This window comes from Blastococcus sp. Marseille-P5729 (assembly GCF_900292035.1).
GTDB lineage: Bacteria > Actinomycetota > Actinomycetes > Mycobacteriales > Antricoccaceae > Cumulibacter.
On sequence record NZ_OMPO01000001.1, the window covers coordinates 88,155 to 103,449 of the forward strand.

Here is a 15,295-nt window from a genome sequence, read left to right on the forward strand (position 1 = left end):
TGGCTGGGTGTGCGACCTTCGGCTCAAGCGGACCCATGCGCTCACGTTACCCGTCGATCAGCACCTCCCGATGCGACCACCCACGGACGCGGCAGCCGCCGCACGGAGGCTGCCGCTGCTCGCCGTCTAGCCTGGTGGGATGCCCGCCAGATCGACTGTCGGCCACCTGGTCGCCGCCGCTCATCCCGGCCCGACCGCAGTCGTCACCTCGCTCGCCGCGGTGCTGGGCGCCTCCGCCCGGCTTCCCGCGCGACGCCTGTTGACCCTCACCGGTGCCGTCCTGAGCGGTCAGCTCACCATCGGGTGGTCCAACGACCTCATCGATCATGGACGGGACACACTCTCCGGACGCCGGGACAAGCCGCTGGCGACCGGTGTCCTGTCCCCGCGGGTTGTCCGCTTCGCCATTGGGGTGGCGGCATCGACCTGCGTGGTGCTCTCATCGCTGTGTGGACGCCGCGCCGGGGCGCTCCACGGCGTCCTCGTCGGATCGGGATGGGCTTACAACCTGGGGCTCAAGCAGACCCCCGCATCGTTCGTGCCGTACGCCGTGGCCTTCGGTGCGCTGCCTCAGGTCCCGACGCTGTGCGACGTACCGCCGCGGACGGCGCCGGCCACCAGGTCGGTCGCGGGCGCCCTGCTCGGGATCTCCGCGCACCTGCTCAACGTGCTGCCGGACCTCGCCGACGATCGCCGTACGGGCGTGCACGGCCTGCCCCACCGGCTCAGCGACCGCCAGATCCGTTCCGCGGCGGCGGCCTGCCTCGCGGCCGCCGGCGCCGCGGCGCAGCGGGAGGTTGCGCTCGGACGGTCCGGACGGGCAGCACTCGGCGCAATCACGGGCGGGCTGGGCTCGGTGGTCGCCGTCGGGCGGGGGACCGCCCCCTTCTACGCCGCAGCCGCTGCGGCGCTCGTGGACGCGCTCACGCTGATCGCTGCTGCCCGGAGCGGCGCGGCTGGATCGGGGGCTACGAGGTCCAACCGTCGGCCAGGTAATCGCGAACGACGGGGCCCATCGACTAGGTGAAGGTCACATCCCCGTACAGGATCGAGGGAACGTCGAGCGGCTGGGTGGGCGCCAGGGCGGCGGCTGGATGCCCCTCTGGGAAGTCGAAGGTGATGTCGTCGACGGTGGCCTCGTAGAGGTCGACGAAGACTTCATAGGGTGGGCGGATGAGCGAAAGGGATGCCAGATGACTGAGATGACGCGCGCCGTCGGCGTGATGGAGTTCGGAGGTCCGGAGAAGCTCCAGGTCGTGGAGGTCCCGGTCGGGCACGCTGGCCCCGGTCAGGTGCGGGTACGGGTACACGCGGCCGCCGTGAACCCGACGGACACGTTCATCCCGACCGGCACTCGGGTGCGCCCCAGCGAACAGCCGCGCTTCCCGTACGTACCGGGCATGGACGTCGCGGGTGTCATCGACGAGGTCGGCGATGGCGTCGATACCGGCGTCCAGGTCGGTGACCGCGTGATGGGCATCGTCGTCCCGGACCACGATCATGGCGGTTATCGACAGAGCATCGTGCTGCCGGCCGCCTCGGTCACGCACGCACCGCGGGGTTCGAGCCACCCCGAGGCGGCGTCCCTGCCGATGAACGGCCTGACCGCCCGCCGAGCCCTCGACCTGATGTCGCTCGGCGCCGGAGACGTGCTCGCTGTGACGGGCGCGGCAGGAGCCTTCGGCGGCTACGTCGTCCAGCTGGCCAAGGCCGACGGGCTGACCGTGATCGCCGATGCATCCGAGGCCGATGAGCAACTGGTACGCGAGCTGGGCGCCGACATCGTCGTCCGTCGCGGGGACGACGTCGCGGAGCGCTTCCGAGAGCATTTCCCCGAGGGTATCGACGGCCTCGCGGACGGCGCCCTGTTGCACGAGAAGGTGCTGCCGGCACTGAAGGACGACGGGAAGGTCGTCACCGTACGCTTCTGGAAAGGGAACGGCGAACGCGAGCTGGAGTTCTTTCCCGTGCTGGTGCGCGACTATGCGGAGAACCACGCAGCACTCGACACGCTCCGTCAGCAAGCCGAGGACGGCGTGCTCAGCCTTCGAGTAGCCCAGACCTTCCCTGCCGCGCAGGCCACCGAGGCGCAGCAACTGCTCGGCCGCGGAGGCGTCCGAGGCCGCATCATCCTCGAGTTCTAACGCATTGGCTCGACGGTTGCGCGGGAGGCGGCAGCTGGTCCCTGTGAGGTCAACCGGTCGCGCCCCGCTGCGGCGATCGACAGCAGCGAGCCGGCGGCGAGGACGCCGAGCCCAGCCGCGGCGAGCGCGCCGGCCGGCATCGTCGATGTGGTCACGAGCAGCCAGACGAAGAAGCCGAGCGAGACCAGCGCGGCAGCCAACGCCACAAACCCACCGAGCCAGCCGAGGCCAAGGGCACCGAGCACGGCCAGCAGCACACACCACCCAGCAATGCTGTAGACCGCCACCTGCTCGCCGGACTGCCCACCCAGGGGCCACTCGAAACGCCATGCACGGTAGGCCTGCACCAGGACCGTGACACCGAGTCCGCCCATCACGACCGCCGCCACCCGGCGGCCTTGCGATCCCGAGCACGCCGCGAAGACCGCTCCCAAGATCGCCACGGGAATCAGGACCATCCAGCCCATCACGACGAACCAGTCCAACAGCGGAGGAAGCGAAGCTCCCTCGTCGTCGCGAAAGACACTTGTCGAGTACTCAACGAAGTTGGTGCCCCCGCCCCAGTCGATCACCGTGCACGCGATTCCGATGAGCACCGCTCCGAGCAGGCTCACGACACCGGCAGCGACTCTCACGTGAAACCTCCCCAGTGCGTGCAGTGGAGGCTAGGACACGTTGTCGCCCCACCCCGTTCCCATCGGTACCGCTGACTTAGGTGAGGCCATGGTGAACGACGCTGCCAGCTGGGACGAGCGCTACTTGGAATCGGACCTCGTGTGGTCGATCGAGCCCAACGTCTGGGTGCGCCAGGTCGTCGAGCCGCTCGCCCCTGGCTCGGCGATCGACATCGCGGCCGGTGAAGGCCGGAACGCCTTGTGGATGGTCGAGCGCGGCTGGCGGATGACGGCGCTGGACTACTCGACCCGGAGCAGGTCATCGATTGGGCTGAGCGTGACGCGAGAGTCGAGCGAGCCGAGATCGTTGAGCGGCACGTCGAGGGCCGGGACCGGCCGGCACTCGACACCGTGGTCGTGCTGAGCCGACCGGCGGTCTGAGCGGCCGGCTCACCAGGCTCGCCAACGATGACTCGACATGCCCCCGGCGATCGCGTCGCACACCCAGTTCTCCGCGCTGTCCCGCAGCTCAGTCTCGCTCAGGTGACAGCCGGAGGCGTACCTGAGCTCGGAGATCCGCACGAGGTCGTTGTCCGGGATCCCGTCGTAGCCGGTGCGCACGATCGCCGGCGGCTGGGTGATCGGCCGCGGGGCGCTGCTGTTGAGCAGGTTGCCCTTCCAGTCCGCGGCGTCGTCCGCCAGATACTCGCGCGCGGGTAGGCACAAGGCTGTCGGCCGCAGGCCACTCAGCCCTTCACGCACGGCAAGGCCGCTCAGCCCTTCACGCACACCAAGGTCGTCAGCCGCTCGACCGGCTCGATGAGATCGGTCTGTGCGGCGATCACCTCATCGATGTCCTTGTACGCCGCCGGGATCTCATCCAGCACGCCGGCGTCCTTGCGGCACTCCACGCCCGCGGTCTGGGTAGCCAGATCGCTGGTGTCGAACCGCCGCTTCGCGACATTACGGCTCATCCGACGACCCGCGCCGTGCGATGCAGACGTGTAGGACGCGGGGTTACCCAGCCCGCGGACGACGTACGACCCGGTTCCCATGGAACCCGGAATCAGCCCGAGATCACCCTTGCCCGCGCGAATCGCACCCTTGCGAGTCACGATCAGGTCCACGTCGTCGTACCGCTCGTGCGCCACATAGTTGTGGTGACAGCTGATCTCCTGATCGAAGTGCACCCGGTGCCCGGCGAACTGCTGAACGAGCACCTGCTTGAACAGCGCAAGCATCACGCCGCGCGAACGGGCGGCGTACTCCTGAGCCCAGTGCAGATCGCGCAGGTAGGCCGCCATCTGCGGCGTGCCATCCAGGAACACCGCGAGGTCGCGATCAGGGAGCGCCTCGTTGTGCGCCAGGCCCTTGGCGATCTCGATGTGCCGCTCCGCGAGCTCCTTGCCGATGTTGCGTGAGCCGGAGTGCAGGGTCAGCCAGATGCGGCCGGACTCGTCGGCGCAGAGCTCCACGAAGTGGTTACCGCCGCCGAGCGTGCCGAGCTGGGCGAGTGCCTTCGACTCGCGGCTCTGCACCGAGGGGTGTAGGTCGGCGAACCGCTGCCAGAACTCGTCAAAGCCGCGGTCTTGTCCCAGGCGGCGCAGATCGACCAGGTCGCGGTGCGCCTTGAACCCGACCGGGATGGCCGACTCGAGCGCGCGGCGCAGCGCCCGCAGGCTGTCGGGAAGATCGTCCACGGTCAGCGACGTACGCGCCGCCTCCATGCCACAGCCGATGTCGACACCGACGGTGGACGGCGAGACGGCGTCGCGCATCGCTAGGACCGTGCCGATCGTGGCGCCCTTGCCCAGGTGGGCATCGGGCATGACCCGGACGCCGTGCACCCACGGCAGCCGTGAGACGTTCCGAATCTGCTCCGCTGCGGCAGGCTCGAGGTCGGCCTCGGACAGCCACATCAGCGTGTCCGCCGCGGCGCCATCGAGGTGGGCCGGGAATGCTGCGTTGATCGTCATCACCCTGTTCTCCGACGGCCCGGTTCGGTTGGGCCGGGATTTCCTCTTCTATAGGCAAACCAGACCTGATGACGATAATTCCCCGGGCGGTTGGCGTCGACTGGTTTATCGAGGCCGCAGTACGCGCGGCACCAACCGCAGCCACCCGATCATGCCGAGCAGCTCGACGAGCGACTGCATCACGATGACGACCGCTGTCAGCTCCCAGCCGGCCGGAAGCGACAACGCGACAGGCAGGACGACGAACGAGTTGCGGGTACCGAGGGCGAACGCCAGCGTGCGGGCCTGCGGGCTCGGGAGTCGCACGGCGCGTGACAGCAGGCAGCTCACGATCAGACTCATCACGAGATAGCCGCCAGCGGCGGCCACCACCACGGGAAGCACCGCGGCGGCCGCAACAACCTCGTCGGCATGACCGGCAGCGACCGCGAAGATCACCAGCGCCAGCAGGGGGACAGGCCACCACGCCGCAGCTCTGGCCAGCCGGGCGCGGCGCGCTGCGCGTGCGGTCCAGACCTCCGTCAACGCAGCGAGCGCGAGAGGGCAGAGCACCACCAGCACGGCCGGCCAGATCTGCGCAGCAGACAGCACCCCAGACAGCTCGGCGTCCGCCATCAGCCACAGATATATGGGAAGTAGTGCCAGCTGGACGACGAGACTCACCGGAGTCAGCGCCGTCGCCCGCGCAGCGTCACCACCCGCGAGGTGCGTGAAGGTGATGAACCAGTCCGTGCACGGCACGAGAAGCACGAGCAGGAGACCGAGACGCAACGCGTCGTCGTCCGGCACGACCCGGGTGATCAGCCAGACGATCAACGGCATGATGCCGAAGTTGCCGATCAGGGCTGTGCGGATGAAGCGCCGATCCCGGAAGGCGGCGGGGATCGAGCGCAGCGAGATCTGCAGGAAGGTGGCGTACAGCAGCGCCGCCAGCAGTGGCCAGACCGCAAGCTCCAGCACGTTGGCGGCGCCCGGGGTAGTCAGGCCCACGAGCAGACCCGCAGCCAGACCAGCGAGATAGCACCAGAACTGGTTTCGCTCCAGCCCTTGCTTGCTCACCTGAACCGCTTCCTGTCCGCCCGTTCCTCGATGGCCACTGCCACACCGATGGCCTACGGTACCGACATGGCTTATACGTGGGATCCCGAATATCTGGCCAGCCACACCGAGGAGGCGATCGGCCCGCGGTTGCCGATTATCGACCCGCACCACCACCTCTGGGATGCGCCGGGATTGCAGCCTTACCTGGTCCCGCAGCTGCACGAGGACACCGGTGCGGGCCACGACATCGTCGCGACCGTGTTCATCGACTGCGTCTGGGACTACCGGACCGACGGCCCGCGTGAGCTTCGGGCCCTCGGCGAGACCGAGCGAGCCCTGCGCGCGGCCCGGGAGACCCGCGAATCGGGTGGAGCCGTCATCGGCGGAATCGTGTCGCACGCCGACATGATGCTCGGCGCCGAGGCAGGCCGGGTTCTCGACGCACATGCTGAGGCGGGGGCAGGGCTGTTCCGGGGAATCCGGCACGCGACGGCGTACGCCGACGACCCCGCGGTCCACCGCTCGCACACCAAGCCGGCGCCCGGCATGATGCGCGAGCAGCAGTTTCACGACGGCGTGCGGGAGCTGGCCAAGCGCGGCATGACATTCGATGCGTGGCTGTACCAGCCGCAGATCCCCGAGCTCACCGAGCTCGCGGACGCCGTCCCCGACTGCACGATGGTCCTCGATCACCTCGGCGGCCCGCTCGCCGTGGGCAAGCGGCAGGGTCAGCGGGAGGAGGTCCTCGCCGAGTGGCGGCCGCGGATCGATGAGATCGCGCGATGCGAGAACGTCGTGATCAAGCTCGGCGGCATCGGGATGAAGGTCTTCGGCATGGGCTTCCAGAACAATCCCGTCGCACCGAGCAGCGACGATCTCGTCGCCGCGTGGGGCGAGCCGATCCGGTACGCGATCGAGCGCTTCGGGCCGGAGCGCTGCATGTTCGAGTCGAACTTCCCGGTCGACCGCGAGTCGACCAGCTATGTCGTGCTCTGGAACGCATTCAAGAAGATCGCCTCGCAGTATTCCGAGGCCGAGCAGCGCGCGCTACTGCACGACACCGCCCAACGCGTCTACCGGGTCGACACGACCTGATCCTCCACGCTGTCTGCGGTCGGTCGAGCACCCGGTACGGGCTGGTCGCCCGCGCGTGACGGGCCGGTGTGATTCAAGTAACTTAGGATCACCTTCCGCCGAGCCGAGGAGCCAGCCCCGCATGAGCACCACCGTCGCCGATGTCTTCCGCGCCACCGCCGCCGAGCGGCCCGACCAGATCGCGTTCCGTTCTCTCGAGCGCGACGGAGTACCTGCCGTGCAGTACACCTGGAGCGAGCTACGCCAGACGGTCGACGACCTCGCCAAGGGGCTGCACGAGCTGGGGGTGGACGGCGACCAGCAGATCGCCCTGATGCTGCTCAACCGGCCCGAGTTCCACGTCGCCGACCTGGCCGGCGTAATGCTCGGCGCGGCCACCACGTCGGTGTACGTGACCCTCGCCCCCGAGCAGATCGAGTACCTCCTCAACGACGCCGAGGTCAGCGTGGTCTTCACCGAGCAACTGTTCCTGCCGGTGATCGAGAAGGTGCGCGCGAACGTGCCGTCGATCAAGCACGTCATCGTCGTCGACGGCCAGGGCTCGGACGACGTCCGCACCATGGATCAGGTGATCGAGATGGGCCGAGGGAGCGAGTTCGACATCGACGCCTCGGTGCAGGCGCTCACCCCCGAGACGATCATCACGCTCATCTACACCTCCGGCACGACCGGCAATCCGAAGGGTGTTCAGCTCTCCCACGCCAATGTGCTGGCCGCATTCAAAGGCGCCGAAGGGCGCGCGGTCTTCCCCGATCCGTCGCGCGTCATCAGCTGGTTGCCGGCCGCGCACATCGCCGAGCGGATGGCGCATCACTACCTGCCGCTCAAGTACGGCACGGAGGTCACCACCTGTCCCGACCCACGGCTGGTCGGCGAGTACCTGCCGCAGGTCCGACCCACGTGGTTCTTCGCCGTCCCACGGGTCTGGGAGAAGATGAAGTCCGCGGTGGAGGCGGGCCTGGCCGCCATCCCGGGCGAGCAGGGCGAGCAGGCTCGCGGGGCCCTGCAGGCGGCTATCAAGAAGGTCAAGCTGGAGCAGTCCAAGCAACCGGTGCCGGCGGAGCTGGCCGCGATCGTCGAGAAGGCGGACGCCGCCCTCTTCGCGGGGCTGCGGCAGCGGCTGGGGCTGGACGAGGTCTCGACCGCGAACGTGGGCGCCTCACCGACCCCGCCGGAGGTACTGGAGTTCTTCCACGCGATCGGCGTGCCGGTGTCGGAGATCTGGGGCATGAGCGAGACCGCCGGGCTGGGCGCCTCCAACCCGCCCGAGGACATCCGTATCGGCACCGTCGGCACGGCGCCGGACAACGTGGAGCTGAAGATCGGGGACGACGGCGAGCTGCTGCTCAAGAGTGATGTCGTCATGGTCGGCTACCGCAACCTTCCCGAGCAGAACCGCGACACCGTCGTGGATGGTTGGCTGCACACCGGGGACATCGCGACGATCGACGAGGACGGCTACGTGACCATCGTCGATCGCAAGAAGGAGCTCATCATCAACTCGATGGGCAAGAACATGTCCCCTGCGATGATCGAGTCGCGATTGAAGACGGCTTCGCCGCTGATCGGTCAGGCCGTGGCCATTGGGGACAACCGCCCGTACAACACGGCGCTGATCGTGCTTGACCCCGAGTCGCTGCCGGTATGGGCTGCTGCGCAAGGGATCGAGGGCTCGACTCCCGAAGAGCTCGCGAAGGACGAACGGCTGCTGGCCGCGATCGATGAGGCCGTCCAGGAGGCGAACTCGAAGCTGGCGCGCGTCGAGCAGATCAAGAAGTACACGGTGCTGCCGCACGAGTGGCTTCCCGCCGGAGACGAGTTGACGCCCACGATGAAGCTGCGCCGTCGTCCGATCACCCAGAAGTACCACGACCAGATCGAGGCGATGTACGCCGACGGCTGAGCAGATCCACGAGGCGTTGGCGCCTACGCCACTGATATCGGTGGCATAGGCGCCAACGCTCCGGCCGGACGGCGGACGAGCGCCGAGCAGATACTCCGTCGTTCGGTTAGTTTTGGCTCATGAAGATCACCCACCTTGGACACGCCGCCGTCCTCGTCGAGACCGCCGGGGCCCGAATCCTCATCGACCCCGGCAGCTTCAGCGACCAATGGCATGGGCTCACCGAGCTGGACGCCGTCGTCATCACCCACCAGCACCCCGACCACGTCGATGCCGAGCACGTGCCCGGCCTGCTCGAGGCAAACCCGAGCGCACGCGTGTACTGCGAGCCGTCGGTACCCCAGGCAGTCGACCTGGCCGGCGCCACGGCGCTGCCCAGCGGCGAGCGGGCCACCGTCGGGGCGGTGGAGATCGCGGCGGTCGGTGGCGAGCACGCCATCATCCACCGGGACATCCCAATGATCGGCAATGTCGGCGTGCTCATTCGTGCGGAGGGTGAGCCGACGTTGTTCCACCCCGGCGACTCGCTCGCGGTCTGCCCGGAGGGCGTCGACCTGCTCGCGTTGCCGGTCATGGGCCCCTGGGCGGCGCTGAAGGAGCACATCGACTTCGTGCGTGCCGTCGGTGCGCCGCGCGCCTTCCCGATCCATGACGGCCTGCTCAACGAGCGCGGCTGGGGGCTGTACACATCGCGGACTGCTGACATGTCGGACACCGAGGTGCTCGACTGGCGTGACGGTCAGGCTCACGAGGTCTGAGCGCGCATGCGGCGCCGCACCCTGACCGATCGCGAGGCGCGAGGGCTCGACCTCGTGCTCGTTCTGCTCGCTGCGGTGATGGGTGTCGGACGAGAACTGCTGTTCCCGGGCACCGAACGACGCCTGCTGCAGCCGGCCCTCTGGATCTGCGTCCTCGTCCAGCTGGCCGGCGCCATGACCTTGTGGTGGCGCCGAAGCCACCCCGCTCGCGTTGCGTTCGTGAACGTGGTGCTGAACCTCGTCTCACCGACCCAGGCCTCGCCGATCGCCGCCTACTCACTAGGCGCGCATCTCGGTCTGGGATGGCGGTCGGTACTTGCCTTCGTCGCTGTGCTCGCATCCTGGATGCTGGGGGCCCAGCTATGGAAGCTCGAGGACATGTTCACCGGACCGGTCGTGCTCGTGGCGCTGTTCGTGATCGGGTTGTACGTGACCGCTCGTCGTGCTCTGGTGGACGCGCTCGCTGATCGGGCGGAAAGAGCCGAGCGTGAGCAGGCGTTGCTGGCGGCGCGCGCCGTCGCGGACGAGCGGACAAGGATCGCCCGGGAGATGCATGACCTGATCGCGAACCGGGTGAGCATGATGGTGCTCCAGGCCGGTGCAATCGGTGTCAGCGCGCCGGATCCGGCGGTACGCAGCGCATCCGACCAGCTCCGACAGACGGGGATCCGCACGCTCGATGAGCTTCGCGGCCTGGTGAGCGCGCTGCGGGAGCCGGGTGAGGAGGAGCCGGGGTCGGCCACTGCTCATGCCCAGACCACCGTCATCGACATCGTGGCGGCCGCCCGCCGGGCAGGCCTGGACGTGGACCTGGAGGTGAACGGAGCGCCGCGAGCGATGAGCGACCCGTCTGCTCGCGCCGTGGATCGCATCGTGCAGGAGGGCCTCACGAACGCCGCGAAGCACTCGCCGGGCGCCGCGGTCGAGATCATCGTCAGTCACGACGAGGATCAGAGCCTCGTGCGCGTGCGGAACGAACCGGCCGCAGCCGGTGACGATCGAGGGCTCGGCTCGACCGGCGCGGGGGCCGGCTTGACCGGGCTCCGCGAGCGAGTGCGGCTGCTCGGCGGGACCCTGGAATCGGGGGCGGAGCCGGACGGCGGCTACCTGCTCTCTGCATCGGTGCCGCACCACACGATCTCAGGCCCGCCGAGCCCACGGGGCCGCATCGGCGTTCATGCCAGACGAGGGGACGACGCGTGATCCGGTTGCTGATCGTGGACGACGATCCGATGGTGTGCGGGTACCTGTCGACCATCCTCGAGGATGCCGAGGACATCGAGGTCATCGGCGTGTCCCACGACGGCGCCGCAGCCGTCGACGACGCAGTCCGATTCCGGCCCGACGTCATCCTCATGGACATTCGGATGCCGGGAGTGAACGGCGTGGTAGCCACCCGACGGATCAGCGGACTGAATCTGCCCAGCAAGGTCGTGGCGCTCACCTCGTTCGAGAGTGATGACGCCGTGCTCGGCGCGATGGACGCCGGCGCCACGGGGTTTCTGCTCAAGTCGACGGCGCCGTCCGACCTGATCGCCCTGGTACGCGCTGCGTCCTCGGGCCATTCGGTGCTCGCGCCTGAGGCGACGCGGCGCCTGACGGCGGGGCGGGCCGGTGCTGATCCCGGGATGCGGCAGGCTCTGGGCACCTTGACTCGCAGGGAGCGGGAGGTGCTCGTCCTCATCGGCGAGGGCAGCTCGAACAGCGCGATCGCGGCGCGGCTCGGGTTGTCCGAGGGCACGGTCAAGGGCTACGTGTCGCGGGTGCTCGACAAGCTCGGTTGCCAGAACCGCACCCAGGCCGGGCTGATCGCCCATGCGTACCTACGACGCTGAGGGGTCGACGGTGAGGTTGTCGATCAGCACGGTCTGTCCGCTGCAGGCGGCCCGTACGGCGATACGGGTGACCTGAGCCAGATCGATGCCGGCCAGACTGGCCAGCGGCGCGGTGCTCGTCTGCAGCACCGGTTCTACTAGGGCGCCCGGTTGCATCCAGCCTGCCTTGAGAGTGTCGCCGGCGATCGGCGGGGGAGCCCCGCCGGGCAAGTCTGCGGTGGCCTCGTTACCCGCGGCGTCCGTCACGACGAGCTGCACCGGAACCAGCTCCTCGCCCGAGTCGACTGCCGCGTCGACGCTCACTGTTCCTGCGGCGGGAAGGGTGAGCGGCGCGGGCAGCTCGACAGCGACCTCGACCGTGTCAGATCCCTTGCACGTCACGGAAACGACGCGATTGTCACCCGCTCCCCACCGAAGCTCCACTGGCCCTTCATCCCACGACCCTCCGCCGCTGGTCACGACGGAGGCGCCGTCGAGCGTGGCAGTCTCCTCGACGTCGTCCTCCTGCCCGGTGAGCAGCTCGATCGATCCGCCTGCCGCGTACTGCGAGATGTAGCGCGTCTCCGGCAGCCACTGCGAGCCGGCGCGGTAGTCCTCCAGCAGCGCGCTCTGGTCGTTGTCGAGCAGGGTCGTCTCGACGAAGGCGGTCACATATCCCAACGCGACCGTGCGCTGCTCCTCGGGCTCGATCAGTGCGCCGGTGTCGATGAACATCTTCGGCAGCCCGTACCCGATGTCGCGGCGCCCCCAGAGGGTGTTGAACTGGGTGTGGTTGGCTCCTCCGACGTAGAGCAACGCCTTGAGCTGGCCGCCGCCAGGCGTCGTACGCGCGTACTGGCTGCTTCCGCCGAAGCTGGCAACGTCGGCGTCGTGGCTGCCCTGGATCACCAGATAGCTGACGTCGGAGAGGTAGACCTTCTCGCCGTCCGGCTGGTACTGGCCGTCGGACGGCGCGAGAGCGACGACCGCCTCGATGGCGAACCCGTAGTCGACAGCGTGCGACGGATGGTCCGGTAAGGCGCCCAGGTCGTTGATGGCGGAGGCCACCGCGACCGCCTCACCTCCTCGGGAATGCCCCAGCAGCGCGACGCGGGAGAGGTCGACCTTCCCGCTCAACGGCCCGAGATCCGTCGGCTGGTCGCGCAGCATGACGAGATGCTCCAGCGCGAGGACCGCCCTCGCCACCTCGGCGCCGCCGATGCCGCCGCCGGAATCGAGCAAGGTCGTGGCGAGGAAGCCCTCGTCGATCGAGATCGCGATCGTGCCCCTGCTGGCGAGCTGCTCGCCGAGATATGCCAGCCCACCCTCGGAGAACTCCACGCTGCCAGTGTTGCCGTGCACCATCAGCACGACCGGGAAGGGGCCCTCTCCGGATGGATACCAGACCCGGGCATTCAGCGGCAGGGCGGTGGCGTCGAAGCCCCACAGGGCCGTACGATCCGCGCCGGCCCCGTCGGACCAGCGCGTCACGACATCGCTGAGGTCGACGGTGGGCGTCGTGAAGGCCACGTCGCGGTACTCCTCACGGAGCTTGTCATCGCCTGAGCCGTAGGTCAGCGTCTGCACGTCGGCCTGACCGGGCGTCGACAGGTCGGGCACGGGCGGGATGTCCGAGGAGCCCGCGTCGAGCGGGGCCGGCGGAGTCCCGGTGGGCACGGTCAGCCACACCACTACCGCGATCGCCACGAGCGACGCGACCACCAGAGCCGTCACGGTGCGTCCGCGTGAGCGAGTGCCGCACACCAATGCCCAGGTGGCGCCGCCCACGAGGCTGGCCACGCAGACGATCACGACGACGGCGACCAGCCACGCAGTCCGGCTGACGCCCGCGGGGAGGGTGAGCAGCAGTACCAGGGACGCGGCGAGGACGGCGATGTACAGCGAAGGCACCCGAGGCCACCGACGGCGAACCAGGAAGCGACAGGCCGCCCAGACGATGACTCCGATCGTCACCGGGATGGCCAGGTTGACCGCGGTGATCCGCAGGGAGGCGCCGGGTGCCGACTCCATCCACTGGTCCGTCATGCTCCAGCACCACAGGGCCGCCGCGGCGATCGCCATCGCGATCGCGGCACCGACCCACGGGCCACGCCGCGCACGTCGCGGACGCCGACCGGACGCGCCGAGGCGCTGGCCGTCCGATGAATTCTCCGCCGCCTCGTGATCCATCCCGGGCCCTCACCGACCTTCTCTCGCGCTCGCAGGTGGAAGGAACGCTAGGTGGATCGGCGGCGGTGCGGTACTGACGAAAGTCGCACGGAGACAGCCGAAGGTCACTACCCCGACGTGGTGTGCGTCACACCGGTGGGCATACTGGTGCCACGTGCGGTGACACGGCCGGGCGCAGAGCCCTAGGGGACTGGAGGGACGACTATGCCGGAGCAGATCGAGCTGACGGACGAGATGAGGGCGGCCATCGGCAGGCCGCAGAAGTGGACCTATGAGGTGACGACCACCGGCGTGCGCGGCTTCGCCCGCGGGGTCGGCTACCAGGATCGCGTGTACTTCGATCAGGCCTCGGCAGCCGAGGCTGGATACTCGTCCCTGCCGGCACCGCCGTGCTACCTGGGAACCCCGGTCTACATTCCGGGGGAGGTCGACGAGACCTTCTCCGTTCCGGCGATCGTCAGCCCCTCGGCGGCGATGTTCGGGCTGCAGAACGTGCTGGACGGCGGCACGGAGACCACCTACGTCCGACCGGTGGTGGCCGGCGACGTCCTCACCGCGACGCACCAGATCAGCGATCTCACACCGAAGCAGAGCAAGGCTCTCGGTGGCGGCATCCTGATCGTCTCGACGACATCCGAGCTGCACGACGAAACGGGCGAGCTGGTGGCGACCCAGAGGTCGCAGGTCATCTTCTACTGATCGAAAGGACCCGACACATCATGACGATGGAGGTCAAGGTGGGCGACCGTCTGCCGTCGCTGCGCAAGACCCCGGACCGAGAGACGCTGGTCAAGTATGCCGCCGGAGGTGGTGACTTCAACCCGCTGCATTTCGACGCCGACTTCCCGCAGGTCAAGCAGATCGGCAACAACATCGTCCATGGCCGGTTGAAGTACGCGGCCATGGGGGAGTGTGTCTCGAACTGGTTGGCGCACCGAGGCTGGATCCGCTCCATCAGCGCGCAGTACAAGGGGATGGACATGGTCGGCGCGACCTTCACCTGCCAGGGAGAGGTCGTCACGGTCTCCGAGGAGCCCAGCCAGAGCGGCGAGCCAGCCACCGTCGTGACGGTCAAGATCTGGACCGAGGGCGCGGACGGCGCTCAGACGACCAACGGCGAGGCAGCGGTGGTGCTGACGCGCTAGTCGCGCTCGGCCGTTTCGGACTCCACGAGTCGAGCGAGCCGGTCCATCGAGGCCCGCAGCATCGCCGGGGTGGTCGAACGCGCACGCTCGAGACGGCTCGGGTCCGTGAGCCGGCTCCAGTCGTAGGTGTGGGTGACCTTGGTGCGGCCTTCCCCGATCGGATCGAGCTCCCATCGCCACAGATGTCCGGGAGGCGCGGCGCCCTGCTCGGCCGGGCGCCACGCGATCCGGTGGCCCTCGTCGAACTCCACGACCTGGTTGACTCGGATCATCCCCTCGCGGGTCAGCTTCGTGCGGAAGACGTCTCCGACGGCGCGCACCCGCTGCCCCTCGGGCGCCGACAGCAGGTTGTCGTTGCCGTCCCACTCCGGCTGTCGTGCCGGGTCGGCGATCAGCTCGAAGATCTCCGCAGCCGATGCGTCGACCTCGCGGCTGGCGGAGACCACCTTGTCCTGCGACGAGACGTCCGAGTCTTGAGTCATGCCTCTAACCTCACCGGTGCCCGGGCCGCCCGTCAAGCGGTATCGCGGATGGGTGGCGGTGTTCACCGAGGGATGAACCGATGTCGGGACGCTGGCCTACGCTGTTGCCGTCTGAGCGAAGCAAGAGGAGGGA

Annotated in this window: 16 protein-coding genes; 10 read left to right on the plus strand and 6 right to left on the minus strand. The window is 68.6% G+C overall.

What is annotated here, in order from left to right; translation table 11 throughout:
• Positions 1-139 precede the first annotated feature (139 nt).
• A complete protein-coding gene (locus DAA40_RS00410; RefSeq protein ID WP_106847787.1) occupies positions 140-1,027 on the plus strand; it encodes a UbiA family prenyltransferase in 888 nt (295 codons plus the stop codon).
• 166 nt (positions 1,028-1,193) lie between these two features.
• Positions 1,194-2,144, plus strand: coding sequence for an NADP-dependent oxidoreductase (locus tag DAA40_RS00415; RefSeq protein ID WP_106849168.1), 951 nt, complete (start codon positions 1,194-1,196; stop codon positions 2,142-2,144).
• Here DAA40_RS00415 and DAA40_RS00420 read toward each other — a convergent pair.
• Entirely contained in the window at positions 2,141-2,779 is a 639-nt protein-coding gene (locus DAA40_RS00420) for a hypothetical protein (RefSeq protein WP_158716145.1), read from the minus strand. The two genes, DAA40_RS00415 and DAA40_RS00420, sit on opposite strands and share 4 nt — an antisense overlap.
• 88 nt (positions 2,780-2,867) lie before the next feature.
• Between DAA40_RS00420 and DAA40_RS00425 the strand changes: the two genes are divergently transcribed.
• Positions 2,868-3,182, plus strand: coding sequence for a hypothetical protein (locus DAA40_RS00425; protein WP_106847789.1), 315 nt, complete (start codon positions 2,868-2,870; stop codon positions 3,180-3,182).
• Between the two features lie 26 nt (positions 3,183-3,208).
• Here DAA40_RS00425 and DAA40_RS00430 read toward each other — a convergent pair whose 3' ends face one another.
• The 3 genes from DAA40_RS00430 to DAA40_RS00440 form a co-directional block, all read right to left on the minus strand.
• Positions 3,209-3,547, minus strand: coding sequence for a hypothetical protein (locus DAA40_RS00430; RefSeq protein ID WP_106847790.1), 339 nt, complete (start codon positions 3,545-3,547; stop codon positions 3,209-3,211).
• Entirely contained in the window at positions 3,532-4,734 is a 1,203-nt protein-coding gene (locus DAA40_RS00435) for an RtcB family protein (protein WP_106847791.1), read from the minus strand. The genes DAA40_RS00430 and DAA40_RS00435 overlap by 16 nt, the downstream gene beginning before the upstream one ends.
• A gap of 105 nt (positions 4,735-4,839) precedes the next feature.
• Positions 4,840-5,793 (minus strand): arsenic resistance protein, encoded by a 954-nt coding sequence (locus DAA40_RS00440; RefSeq protein ID WP_106847792.1) that lies wholly within the window; start codon positions 5,791-5,793, stop codon positions 4,840-4,842.
• A 66-nt stretch (positions 5,794-5,859) separates the two neighbouring features.
• Between DAA40_RS00440 and DAA40_RS00445 the strand changes: the two genes are divergently transcribed.
• The 5 genes from DAA40_RS00445 (at position 5,860) to DAA40_RS00465 (ending at position 11,366) form a co-directional block, all read left to right on the plus strand.
• Positions 5,860-6,870, plus strand: a complete 1,011-nt coding sequence (locus tag DAA40_RS00445; protein ID WP_106849169.1) for an amidohydrolase — start codon at positions 5,860-5,862, stop codon at positions 6,868-6,870.
• Between the two features lie 121 nt (positions 6,871-6,991).
• Positions 6,992-8,773: a long-chain fatty acid--CoA ligase gene (locus tag DAA40_RS00450; RefSeq protein ID WP_106847793.1), complete on the plus strand. Its 1,782-nt coding sequence runs from the start codon at positions 6,992-6,994 to the stop codon at positions 8,771-8,773.
• A gap of 119 nt (positions 8,774-8,892) precedes the next feature.
• Positions 8,893-9,531: an MBL fold metallo-hydrolase gene (locus tag DAA40_RS00455; RefSeq protein WP_106847794.1), complete on the plus strand. Its 639-nt coding sequence runs from the start codon at positions 8,893-8,895 to the stop codon at positions 9,529-9,531.
• Positions 9,532-9,537: 6 nt separating this feature from the next.
• Positions 9,538-10,734: a sensor histidine kinase gene (locus DAA40_RS00460; RefSeq protein ID WP_106847795.1), complete on the plus strand. Its 1,197-nt coding sequence runs from the start codon at positions 9,538-9,540 to the stop codon at positions 10,732-10,734.
• Entirely contained in the window at positions 10,731-11,366 is a 636-nt protein-coding gene (locus DAA40_RS00465; RefSeq protein ID WP_106847796.1) for a response regulator transcription factor, read from the plus strand. The genes DAA40_RS00460 and DAA40_RS00465 overlap by 4 nt, the downstream gene beginning before the upstream one ends.
• Here the strand turns inward: DAA40_RS00465 and DAA40_RS00470 are convergent.
• Positions 11,355-13,535, minus strand: a complete 2,181-nt coding sequence (locus DAA40_RS00470; protein WP_106847797.1) for an alpha/beta hydrolase — start codon at positions 13,533-13,535, stop codon at positions 11,355-11,357. The genes DAA40_RS00465 and DAA40_RS00470 overlap by 12 nt on opposite strands.
• 204 nt (positions 13,536-13,739) lie before the next feature.
• Between DAA40_RS00470 and DAA40_RS00475 the strand changes: the two genes are divergently transcribed.
• Together DAA40_RS00475 and DAA40_RS00480 are read left to right on the plus strand one after the other, a co-directional pair.
• Positions 13,740-14,234: a MaoC family dehydratase N-terminal domain-containing protein gene (locus DAA40_RS00475; RefSeq protein WP_106847798.1), complete on the plus strand. Its 495-nt coding sequence runs from the start codon at positions 13,740-13,742 to the stop codon at positions 14,232-14,234.
• A 20-nt stretch (positions 14,235-14,254) separates the two neighbouring features.
• The gene (locus DAA40_RS00480; protein ID WP_106847799.1) at positions 14,255-14,680 is read left to right on the plus strand and encodes a MaoC/PaaZ C-terminal domain-containing protein; all 426 of its coding nucleotides are present in this window, start codon (positions 14,255-14,257) and stop codon (positions 14,678-14,680) included.
• Here DAA40_RS00480 and DAA40_RS00485 read toward each other — a convergent pair.
• Complete coding sequence (locus DAA40_RS00485) at positions 14,677-15,162, minus strand: SRPBCC family protein (RefSeq protein ID WP_106847800.1); 486 nt, start codon at positions 15,160-15,162, stop codon at positions 14,677-14,679. The genes DAA40_RS00480 and DAA40_RS00485 overlap by 4 nt on opposite strands.
• Positions 15,163-15,295 lie beyond the last annotated feature (133 nt).